General features: G+C 43.3%; 9 protein-coding genes. 2 read left to right on the top strand and 7 right to left on the bottom strand.

What is annotated here, in order from left to right; translation table 11 throughout:
- Positions 1–65: 65 nt before the first annotated feature.
- From ZOBGAL_RS05795 to ZOBGAL_RS05765, 7 genes are all read right to left on the bottom strand, one after another.
- Complete coding sequence (locus ZOBGAL_RS05795; RefSeq protein ID WP_013992591.1) at positions 66–1,427, bottom strand: hypothetical protein; 1,362 nt, start codon at positions 1,425–1,427, stop codon at positions 66–68.
- Between the two features lie 67 nt (positions 1,428–1,494).
- Entirely contained in the window at positions 1,495–2,979 is a 1,485-nt protein-coding gene (locus ZOBGAL_RS05790; RefSeq protein WP_013992590.1) for a cellulose synthase family protein, read from the bottom strand.
- Between the two features lies 1 nt (position 2,980).
- Positions 2,981–3,676, bottom strand: coding sequence for a glycosyltransferase family 2 protein (locus ZOBGAL_RS05785; protein ID WP_013992589.1), 696 nt, complete (start codon positions 3,674–3,676; stop codon positions 2,981–2,983).
- A gap of 9 nt (positions 3,677–3,685) precedes the next feature.
- Entirely contained in the window at positions 3,686–6,085 is a 2,400-nt protein-coding gene (locus tag ZOBGAL_RS05780) for an alpha-L-rhamnosidase-related protein (RefSeq protein WP_013992588.1), read from the bottom strand.
- Positions 6,082–6,543 (bottom strand): toxin-antitoxin system YwqK family antitoxin, encoded by a 462-nt coding sequence (locus tag ZOBGAL_RS05775; RefSeq protein WP_231854800.1) that lies wholly within the window; start codon positions 6,541–6,543, stop codon positions 6,082–6,084. Before ZOBGAL_RS05775 ends, ZOBGAL_RS05780 begins: the two co-directional genes overlap by 4 nt.
- Before the next feature lie 114 nt (positions 6,544–6,657).
- On the bottom strand, positions 6,658–8,238 hold the full coding sequence (locus ZOBGAL_RS05770) for a 4Fe-4S binding protein (RefSeq protein ID WP_013992586.1): 1,581 nt from the start codon (positions 8,236–8,238) through the stop codon (positions 6,658–6,660).
- A gap of 80 nt (positions 8,239–8,318) precedes the next feature.
- The gene (locus ZOBGAL_RS05765) at positions 8,319–9,692 is read right to left on the bottom strand and encodes an NAD(P)/FAD-dependent oxidoreductase (RefSeq protein ID WP_013992585.1); all 1,374 of its coding nucleotides are present in this window, start codon (positions 9,690–9,692) and stop codon (positions 8,319–8,321) included.
- A 233-nt stretch (positions 9,693–9,925) separates the two neighbouring features.
- On the opposite strand from ZOBGAL_RS05765, the gene ZOBGAL_RS05760 reads away from it, so the two are divergent.
- Both ZOBGAL_RS05760 and ZOBGAL_RS05755 read left to right on the top strand, forming a co-directional pair.
- Positions 9,926–10,645 carry a DUF547 domain-containing protein gene (locus ZOBGAL_RS05760; protein WP_013992584.1) on the top strand — a complete coding sequence of 240 codons (720 nt, stop codon included), beginning with the start codon at positions 9,926–9,928 and terminating at the stop codon, positions 10,643–10,645.
- Between the two features lie 33 nt (positions 10,646–10,678).
- Positions 10,679–11,563: a hypothetical protein gene (locus tag ZOBGAL_RS05755; RefSeq protein ID WP_013992583.1), complete on the top strand. Its 885-nt coding sequence runs from the start codon at positions 10,679–10,681 to the stop codon at positions 11,561–11,563.
- Positions 11,564–11,607 lie beyond the last annotated feature (44 nt).

Raw genomic sequence — 11,607 nt, 5'->3', positions numbered from 1 at the left:
GTGTCTTTGTCCTTTCATGGAAGGTCAAATGTACAAGTTTAGGTCGAAAGTATAACGTTTACGGCTTATTTTTTACGAAAAAAAGGTATTTGCCTCTTTGAATTAAGAATTTCATAAATCAAAAACACATATACGGAAATATATTCAACGGCAATTAGCCCTAGGTTTTCCTTGAAGTCTGCCTTAGAATACGCATAATAACTGAGAGCGACCGTTGCTGACCAAAGTAGGGCATATCTGTAGGGACTAAAGACGCCCAGTACCAACAAAAATATAATGTACCATGGGTGAACCGTAGCCGACATAAAATAGTACAAGGTGAGTACGGCAAGCATTGAAGTTATGAGTACGGATATTTTTTGGTTGTCCCTGAAAAAAGTAAACAAGAGCACCGCTATAACGGTAATGATCGGTGTTATTTTTCCATAGATCTTTATGAGTTCCCAAGGTTTGCCATCAAATTGGATGGCCATCTGTTTGATCGCATTGTATAGCCCGGCGTTGAATTCAAAATTCGAAAACCAAAGGCCAACGGTCTTTGAATAGTTTACAATAAACTCGGCGGAATAAAAAGGAAGGAAGAGCAGCAAACAGCTCAGTCCGATCAAGGCATAGAACCCGGTACTTTTTTTTAGACCCAAGTGTTTTAGGAAAAGGGGAAGGAAAAGCAAGGGCACCAGTTTTACGCAAATGGATAAGGCGTAAGGAATGGCGGCCAATCCCCATTTTTTTTCAGACAGCAGGTAAAGGGCCCAAACGAAAAAGAAGAGCATGACGCCTTCAAAATGCAGATTTCCCGTAAGTTCGATAATGACCAAGGGGTTCAGGAAGTACCAAAAAATAAGATGGGGCGAACGGTTCAGCTTCTTCAAGAGCTTTCTTCCAAAATAGAAAATACCGATATCCGATAAGATGATCATGGTTTTCATGACGAGTACGGATCCCATGATGCTCTTACCGCCCAAGAGCGCCGCAATGGCAAAAAGCAACTGGTTCAAAGGGGGGTAGTTGCTGAAGTGTTTGGCGCTTAGGTCGCCCATGCCGTCGTAAAGCAACTGGGCATTGGGTATGGCCAGGTCGCTTTGTAAGATAAGGGCGTTAGGTACCGCTAAATAGGGATTGATAAAATTGCCGACCAAGTGCCCGTCCCAAATAAATCGATAGTAATCTTGAGAGAGGTTGGGCTCTGCGGCCAAGAAGATCAGCCGAAAAAGAATACCTGTAATGATCAGAAACTTGAAGTTCCATTTTTCGAACTGTATGAGTTTGTAACAGATAAAAAAGGAAGCGGCAAAGAGCGTCAATAGCTTAATGAAGTCCGTTCGCTCAAGTTGATAGGCAAAGGTGTAATATAAAAATGCACTCAATAGGGCCAAGATAATGGGCACCTTGTGCAATTTTAAATATGTAGTAGGCTGGTTGGGCATTTATCGGTGTGTTCTTGCAACCGAAAAAATAAGAAAATTAAATGACTTGTAGGTATGAATTATTTCTTTAGGCCCGAGCTGTTAAAGATTTGGTAAAAACAAATCCAAAGCCCACAAAAAGCATAAAGTGAAACGGAAACAGTCCGAAATCGTTCAAAGGAATGGCGCTATACATTCCGAATAGGAAGTAGACCATAAGAACGGCTTCAAGAATCATGTTCGGCGACAATTTTTTGGTCAGGTACTTGTTCCCTTTCCAAGAGTCGGTAAGACTGTTCAAGTTGAATTTCGGTGTACGTACAAATTCACTACGCTTGCCCATATGCCCTTCAAGAACGGCAATTGAGTTGTGTAAGGAAAAGCCTAAGGCCACCGAAAAGAAGGTAAAGAACAATTTTATATAATCTACAAAATTGTCAAAGCTGCTACCCTGTATGCTCTTATAGGTGAACCAATAACAGACAAAGAGTATAATCGTACTCAGAACAAAGAAGCTCAACATGGTAAAGACGATATCCAGTTGTGGGAAAATGGCCTTGATGTACATGGCGGGAATGCTCAATAGCGAGACCAAGAATACACAAAGGAACATAGAGCTGTTCAGCAAATGCATAACCCCGTGAAATTTCGTCTTGAACGAAATGTTCTTGGCGGTAATAACGCTCCATACCGTTTTTCTGAAGTTTTCGGCCCCTCCCTTGTTCCAGCGGAATTGTTGTGAACGGGCGGCACTTATAACCACAGGCAGTTCTGCAGGGGTCTCAACGTCTTCAAGGTATTTGAATTTCCAGTTCTTCAGCTGGGCGCGGTAACTGAGGTCAAGGTCTTCGGTCAAGGTATCGCCTTCCCAGTTTCCGGCATCGAGAATACATTGCTTTCGCCATATACCGGCAGTACCGTTAAAATTGATAAAGTGACCTTTTGCGTTTCTTCCGACTTGCTCAAGGGTAAAATGGGCATCCAAGGCAAAGGCTTGGATACGGGTCAATGTTGAATATTCGCGGTTGATATGTCCCCAACGGGTCTGTACGACCCCTATTTCGGGATCTTTAAAGTAAATAACGGTTTTTTTCAGCCAGTCGGCGGAAGGCATAAAATCGGCATCGAAAATGGCAATGAACTCACCTTTGGCTATTTCCAAGCCCTCTTTTAAGGCACCGGCCTTAAAGCCTTGGCGGTTTTCACGCCGTATGTGCTGAATATCGAGACCGGTTTCCTGTAGGGCTTTTACCCGTGCCGCCGTATCGATTACCGAGTCGTCGGTAGAGTCGTCAAGCACTTGGATCTCAAGCTTACTTTTGGGGTATTCTATTTTTGCAATGTTTTCCAATAAGCGCTCCATAACGTATTCTTCGTTATAGACAGGCAGCTGAATGGTTACGTAAGGAATTTCTTTCGGATCTAGAAGATTGAACTTTGGTGCTATTTGGTTGCGTCTTTTGTAGCCCAAGTAGTTCACCAAGAGGTTGAGTTGTGCTAAACTGTAAAAAAATATCAACAATAGCGCGATACTGTAGATTGCGATAATAATGTAAGCGATCAATAAACCCATATTATTTTATGCTATATTTAAAAATCCAACCTAATATTTTTATGCCCGCAAATATACTACCTTTTACGGTTCCCGATACTTTTGACACACCAATTCTTTTTTTGTAACGTACTGGTACTTCGGTGTATGTCAATTTTTTCTTTAAAGCCTTCAATTGCATCTCTACCGTCCATCCGTAAGTTTTATCCTCCATGTTGAGTTTTAATAACTTATCATAGGCTATTGCTCTAAACGGACCAAGGTCGGTAAATGTTGCCCCAAAAAACAATTTCATTAAAAAAGTAGCCAACCAATTGCCAAAAATCTGCTGTGGCGTCATGCTTCCCTCTTCTCTAAGTCGCTTTACGCGGGCGCCAATTACAAAATCAAATTCTTTATTGCGTATCGGAGCTACAAGTTTATCAAGTTCTTCAGGATAATCGGAATAGTCTCCGTCAACAAATACGATAATATCGGGTGCTTTGGATTGTTTAGCGATATAGTCCATTCCTTTTAAACAGGCATATCCATACCCCATCTTGCTCTCAGTCAATACGGTAGCTCCGGCATCAGCGGCATTTTTAGCCGTATTATCGGTAGAATTGTTATTAACAACGATGATTTCAGAGACCGATTTCGGAATTTCGGCAATTACCGAAGCTATGGAATCGGCCTCGTTAAAGGCGGGAATTATGACTTTAATGTCTGTTGTTGGCATTATTGAGACTTATTTTAGAATGTAGGTATGTTGGCCGTGTTTTAAAGGGATGTGTTTTTCGTTCCAAACCAGTTCGCCGGACATTTCCTTAGGAACTATAATTTCTGCTGAAAGCTTTGATCTTATTTTTTTTAGATGGAAAAGGATGTTTCCTTTTGAGGTAGGAAGCAATCCTTCCATATCTTCGAGAATGCCGAAAACGGGAGCTATTTCAATTTCCTGAAAATCGTTCTTTACCGATTTTATTCCCGCTAAATAATTAAAATAAAAATAGGCAGGGGAAGCACTCCATGGGTGTACTTCAGAGCGTGTGGGCTTTTTATCGCTTTCAAAACGTTCAAGGGTAGTGGTCATATGGTTGTCGATCATGGCTTGCCAGGGGCGTTGGGCAAGGTCGAAGAGCTCGGGTGCCCCAACTTTTTTTATGGCTTCGAATAAATAGTAGCGGTAATAATAAGTGGCCTGCAACAATTTGGGGTCGTTCAATATGTTTGACAACAGTGCCTTTTGTTCGCTTTCGGCAATGGCATCGGTGAGTACGGCCATGATATTGGTGTGCTGGTCGTAAACGGTCTTGTCGGGCCGTTCCGCAAAAATATTTTTGTTCGGGTCAAAACAGAGTTTATAGACCGAGCTTTTAATGGCTGTCGCGCGGTCGAGGTAAGTGTCGGCGGTGTGTTTGTCCCCTATGGCCTTGAATAGGCGCGCGGCATTTTGAAGTGCATGTACATAATGAAGGCTTACCACGGCGGAATTCTTGCCATTGTTCTTGGTGGCCGTGCCGCCTCCGTTGTTGGGGCCGGTATACCAATCTACAAAATAGCGGTACTGGGTTTCGTTCACCAAATTCAGCTCGTTCATGTTCTTTTCAAAACCGGCCAAGGTGTGTATTATACCGTCTTTATAGGTGTTGATAAAATCGGTGTCGTTCGTAAGTTGGTAATAGTCATAGACCATATCTACCCAAACCAAGGAATAGGTGGGGTAAATAAAGGTTGATCGCAGGGGATAGGCACCCAAGATATTGCCGTCGGCATCTCGTGACCGATGGAACTGTTCAATGGCGTTCTTGGTATGTGCGAGGTTGCCGCTCATAGCCTGCCAAAGAAGCGCGTGGATCTTGGTGTCGCCTACATATTGCATGGTCTCGTAATAGGCATCGCTCAAGAAATAATCTTGGGTACAGATGTCTACCGTTCTTTTACAGATGTCGAAGATGGCATTGTACGTTTCGTTGTTCGATGAAAACCGGGCTATGGAGGGGATGTGGGTCCGTGACCGGTAGTTGCTAAAACTGTCGAGTACCAATTCTTGCCCCTTGGTTTCTATCTCAAATTCCACAAAGCGGAAGGTACGCATCCAATTGGGGGTGAATTTCTGTCGTTCTTTTCCGTTGGAGACGACATGGTCGTAATACCCTAGCAGCTCCTTTCCTTTTATAATATTTCGGTCTCCCTTGGTGTTCTTGGGTCCAAATAGGTTTTCGGCGTATTTGATTTTGATATGGGCGTTTTTTCCTTTACTGAAAATAAGCTCGGGAAAACCATTGGTGACATACTTCTGGTCGATGAGAAAGCGTATTTTTTTATGCTCGGGAACCACGGTTTTGCCTGAAACCGGAAATTCGGAAACGTCAATGTCGGAGGTTCTTACGGTATGTCCTATGCCTTCTTTTTCCCAAGTGAGCAAGGGTAGGTTTCTCGGTTCAAGCAAATAGGCCATGGATCCGCCCATACTGCTCGCCCCTTCAAAAAATTGGGTGTCAACCCAGTCGGAATCATCAAAATCGGGTTGTTCCCAGTCGGTAGGATAGTGGTTTTTGTCTACAAAATCAGTGGGGTTGTTTGCGTAAAAACCACCTACGATAGATTTAGGGCCGCCACCTCTCCAATTTACTTCCAAGGCTCGGTACGAATCGTCTATGGAGCATTTCCATCCATCGTCTGTGCCCGAGGTGTTGAGTACTTTTGCATTTTCGGTCGCCCCGTTTACCATAAGTGAGGTAAAAATCGATTGCATACCGTAAAATCTGCGTTTACCATAATTGACCACCTTTATGGCGATCAGGTTTTTGCCGGTCTTGAGATAGGTCTTGAGGTCTATGGTTTCGTATTTCCAATGGCGTATATCGCTCAATTGGGGCCCATGCGTCACCAAATTGCCGTTTACGTACAAGAAGTAATGGTTGTCCGCTGAAATATTTATAATGAATGCTTCCGAAGGGTCGTCTACCATCCATTCGTTTCGGAACAATACAATACGGTCTTCCCCACCCTGAATATCGGGATGGCTCACCCAATTGGCCTTGATGGCCTGAGGTGGATATAGCAGCTCCGGATAGTTAAGTTCGCTTTGTCCTAAGAGGAATAGAGGCGAGCAAAAAAGAAAGATGGAAAGGAATAGGTTCATTTTAGGTCGGAGAGCTTGTTTTCGCGTCTAAAGCTACTAAAACTAAACCACTCGTTGATTTTTTTGCCATTTCTGTATTTTTCTGCGGAAGTTAGTTTTTCGTTGATATACTTAAGGCAATATCCGTTTTTCAGGCCGTTGCTCAGCTGACATTTATGGTTGACTTTGCCTTGGGCATCGTAGAACAACCACCAGTCCCATTTCTTGCCATTTTTAAAATGTCCTTCTTGAACCGATTTTCCGTTACGGTCAAAAAAGTGCCAGTAGCCGGTACGTTGGTCGTTTTGATAGTGCCCCTGTTCGGCAATCCGTCCATTGTTGTGGTAAAACTTCCAATAATCGACTTTTTTTCCGTTTTGTAGCCAACCTTCGGCCTTTAAGGTTCCGTTCTGAAAATACGCTTTATGGTATGTGCCGTCCTTATCGGGTGTAAGCCCCGACAGCACTAGAAGAGCCATGACAAAGAGTTTTACGAACATTTTCTATAGTGTTGGTAATTGGTCGCTAACGCAGGGTAGTACTTACGTCTTAGGGCAATTTCATTTAGGGACTTCTTGTTTTGTCCTAACGGATTATTTTTTGTTGACCAGTTCCATTAAATCAACATCATTGCCCAATAGTACTTCGGTTGGATTGATACGTCCTTCTTCCGGGCCATTCTCCAATTTTAGTACGCCTCTCGGGCATACGGCGGAACATATACCACAGCCTACACAGCTAGAGCGTACGATATTCTCGCCTTTTTGGGCATAGGCACGTACGTCAATACCTTGTTCGCAATAGGTGGAACAATTTCCGCAAGAGATACATTGTCCGCCATTGGTCGTAATTCTAAAACGTGATTTAAAACGTTGTACGAAGCCAAGGTATGCGGCTAAGGGGCATCCGAACCTACACCATACGCGGTTACCGAAAATAGGGTAGAACCCAGTGCCGATAACCCCCGCGAAAATAGCTCCGATCATAAGGCTATAGGTGTTTTGAACACTTTGGGTCTTTATGCCGAATATGGTGCTAGACTCCGTAAAGAAACTATATAGCGTCATACCGGTCATCACTATGGCAAAAAGCAAAACACCGTGTATCAGCCAACGCTCTACCTTCCAAGAAAACAATGATTTACTCGAATGCTGACGGTAAGGGTCGCCTAAGGTTTCGGCCAGTCCTCCACAGCCACAGACCCAAGAACAGTACCATCTTTTTCCAAAGAAATAAACCATTACGGGCACGATAACCAAGGTGAGGACAATGCCCCAAACTAGAATGAACAAACCAATGCCTCCGCTATTGAGGAGTTCTTTTAAATTCCACTGAAAAAAGAAATCATAATCTAGGGGAAAGGCATTCTTGAAATCGTAATAGGGCATTTGTAAACGCACCATTATTTCAGGAATCAAGAAGGCAAAGACAATTTGAAAGAAGAGTACCGATGTGGTCCGAACCACTTGGTACATATTATGTCGGTATTTGATGTACATACGAACGGCCATTACCGTCATGACTACACAGTACATAAAGCCATATACAAACCAATGTCCCGCAGGGTTTCCACTTAGGCTTTCACTTATGGGGTCTACGAGAAAGGTCCAGTTTACGGCAAATTCGGGCCTGAAATATAGAACGAGGTAAAACGAGACCAGAAATATAAAGACCATCCACGCGATCCAACCTCGGTTCGTGGCGCTCTCATGGTAGACGCCGTTGTTCTTGATTCCCTTTTTGCCCAATAAAACAACATTGGGCAGAATGAACATTAGTGCACCGATAATGCCCAGGCCAAAGGTAAAGAACCACATGAGGCCTTTGTTTTGGGCAATAAACCCGGTTCCGGATTTCTTGCCGACCAAGGCGGCCATATCATGACCGGAGGTATAGATTACCTTGTTGTATTCTTTGTTTTTTCTGTGCTGGCTATTGGCTGCATCTATGGCGGAACTGACTACTGGCGATAGGCTTAGCATGCCCTTGAAATCTTTGCCGACTACATTTTCGTTTATAGATTGAATAAAAACATCACTTTTAATGTTCTTTTCCTTTATGATTTCGTCAAAGGTGCTTTGGTCTAATCTGAACGTGCCTAATACAGGAACGGCAGTAAAAATGGCAAGTCCTATTAAGAAGATAACTAGGCCTAAGTTTTTTATTGCTTTCATTTTTTATTTCGGGTTAAGCTTTGCTCGATAATCGAGATTAAATGCTCCGAGGTTCGCCTCGAAATTTCCAAGTTATTCCTTTACGATTGCCTCATGGGCTCGCTTCTTGTTGGTTTACTAAAAATTCGTTTCCAGCTCTTTTTCTTTACGGATAGGCTGGTTTGCATTACCGAGTTGTATTTTGAGATGATCTGCTCTTCGTAATGCGAATAGAATTCTGGGTCGAAATTGGCGTCTTTTAGGTATTGCATTACGTAATCGACGTCACGTTCTTCGGTGAGCCATCGGTCAAATATTTCGTGACGCATGCGAATACCGAAGGTGTTGATGCCAAGGAATTTTTTGGAATCTTTATCGTAGGCTACGGTAATACATATTTTTTCGGAAGGATGGCGCCAGTGAAAATGACTTTCGTGTTCTTTTTTTGTTCTTTCGCTAAAGACCCACCCATAAGTTTGGTATTCGATGTCGAGAAACTTGGCGGAATTGAACCAATGGCCCGGGCTATATTTTCGGGGTTTACCGCAAATGGTCTGTGCCAATGCCTCGCCCATCATTCGTCCGGTATACCAAACGGCCTCTATGGGGCGTCGGTTTCCTATGGGTTCGTGCTGTTCCGCACAATCGCCGATCGCGTAGATTCCCTTTATATTGGTCTCAAGAAAGCGGTCGACTTTTACGCCTCTTCCCAGTGCAATGCCCGAATCTTTCAAGAAATCGATATTGGGGGTCACACCGGCCGTCAAGCCTACCAGGTTGCAAGCTATGGTTTCTCCCTTGTCGGTAACTACGGCCTTGGCCCGACCGTTTTCATCGGGCAGGATTTCAACAAGATTGGTGCCTAACTTAAGGTCGATATGGTGTTCTTTAATATGTTCATTGATCATCTGAGATTCACCCTTGGGTAAAACCCCGTTCCAAAAACTTTCCTCACGGACCAAAAAGGTTACCGGTATTTCCCGACTTCTGAGCATTTCGGCCAATTCTATACCGATCAATCCCCCGCCGACGATTACGGCACGGTTGCAAGCATCTTTGTTTGGGGCATCGGCTTCGAGCTGATCAAGGTCTTGCTTGGAGTATAGCCCTTGAACCCCCTTCAGATCTTGCCCTTTCCAACCGAACTTATTAGGTTTTGAACCCGTAGCAATTATCAACTTGTCAAAGTCCATGGTTTTCCCTTCGGTAAGGACCAAACGTTTGTTCTCGGGGTCGACTTGGGTGACGTAGTCTTTTACCAATTCGATTCGGTTCTTTTTCCAGAACCAGTTCTCGTAGGGCTGGGTGTGTTCGAACTTCATATGGCCCATGTATACATACATTAAGGCCGTTCGCGAAAAGAAATAATCGGTCTCTGCCGACATGATGGTAATTTTCTTGTCCGAGAGTTTACGAATGTGCCTTGCGGCCGTTACGCCCGAAATTCCGTTGCCAATGATGACGATATGCTCCATATTATTCTGATAATTGTGTGTTCTGTCGTTTTTAAAGATAACTACTTAACCTACCTTTCTAATTTAGAATCATTTTAAATTTTTATTTTTCTGTAAGGTTTTGAGATGAAAATCGAACATGTAATGCCTTGATTTCTAAAATTTTGAACAATATGTGAAAAAGGGTTCTTTTTTGTATGGATGTCGAAATTGTCTCGACGAAGCCTCAAGTATAACAACGAAACTATCAAATCATGAAGTATTCAATTTTGGCCTTGGCATTTTCCTTGGCCACCATATCGGGGGCTTTCGGACAAAGCACTACTGATTTTTTTACAAAGGCGGATGCCTTCTTTCGGGCCAATGTTTCAAATGGTCGGGTTCATTATCGGGCGATAAAGGAAAATCCATCGGACTTGAACGAACTACTCGAAGAGGCTCAACACATAAGCGTGTCGAAAGCCAATGCCAACGAATACCAAGCGTTTTATATTAATGGCTACAACTTACTTGTAATCAAGGGTGTAGTGGATAACTACCCGTTGAGGTCGCCTTTGGATGTAGGCGGGTTTTTCGATGGGAAGAAATACGAAATAGGGGGTAAAAAGACTACCCTTAACGATATTGAGAACAAATTGTTACGTGCAAAATTCCCTGAAGAGGCACGCTTTCATTTTGTGCTGGTATGCGGCGGTCTGGGATGTCCTCCGATTATAGCTGAAGCCTATCTTCCCGCAACTTTGGATGCACAACTTGATAGGCAGACCCGCTTGGCACTGAATGACCCGCAGTTCATTCAATTGAATAAGAACAAAGTAAAGGTTTCCCAGATTTTTGAATGGTACAAGGGCGATTTTACACAAAACGGCCAAGGCTTGATAGACTTTATAAACAAGTATAAAGCTGAACCGCTTCCTGAAAAAACAAAGGTTTCTTATTATCCATACGACTGGACATTGAACGAAGCCAAATAATATCGACCAACTTTTAACTATAAACTACATTTTATGAAATCAATACAAAGAAACCTTGTTCTTTCCGCCCTGCTTTTGACTACGGGTATAGCCTTTTCCCAAGACGATAAGGAAGACGAAAGCACGCAGAGCAATATTCAACAATATACGCCCTCTAAACTAATAGGTAAGGGACAGATAGACCTCAAGTGGTTCAATAACCTCTATACACAAACGGAAAGTACTTTTACCGATGGAAAAGAACCACGGCAGACGTTTTTTACTTCTACCTTGGAAGCTTACACGGGAGTGGGACAGAACAAACGATGGAACCTAGGCGCCATTTTCGAATTTCGTTCGAACGTTATAGGAGACCGCTCGGCCCTTGATGTGTTTTCGTTCGACGGTGACCGTGATACGGCCCGTTCAGGACTTACCTCTATAGCGCCATCGGTCAAATTTGTACCCTTTAGATCGATCAGTAACTTTTCGATCCAGAGTTCCTTCTTTATTCCCTTGGTAGACAATGAAACCGAAAACGGGGTTTTTCTGGATCAGAAAGGGTATGTGTGGCAGAACCGTTTTTTCTACGATTATACCTTTCCGGGAAATAAATGGCAATTGTTCAGTGAACTGAATTCGGAACTGAGTTTCGGCGATAAGGAAGAAAGTTTTGCCAATAACAGCCTGAACTTGACCCCTGGGGTTTTCCTGAGTTATTTCCCCAGTGCAAAATTTACCGTCTTGGCCTTGGCCCAACATTCGCAACGCATCGATTTGGGCAATGACTTTTCACAAGACTTTACGGCTTTGGGCGGAGGTGCCAAGTATCAATTGACCCAAGCCCTAAACCTAGAGGCGCTATATACCAACTTTGTACGTGGTAGCAATACAGGGCTCGGACAAACCTTTAATTTGGGCTTAAGGGCGATTTTTTAAAAGCTGATCATAAATACCGTATTTTAGGAGTCTTATTCAGTGAT

The organism is Zobellia galactanivorans (assembly GCF_000973105.1).
GTDB classification, from domain to species: domain Bacteria; phylum Bacteroidota; class Bacteroidia; order Flavobacteriales; family Flavobacteriaceae; genus Zobellia; species Zobellia galactanivorans.
The sequence above is the reverse complement of the archived record's forward strand: the minus strand, read 5'-3'. Positions and strand labels throughout refer to the sequence as shown.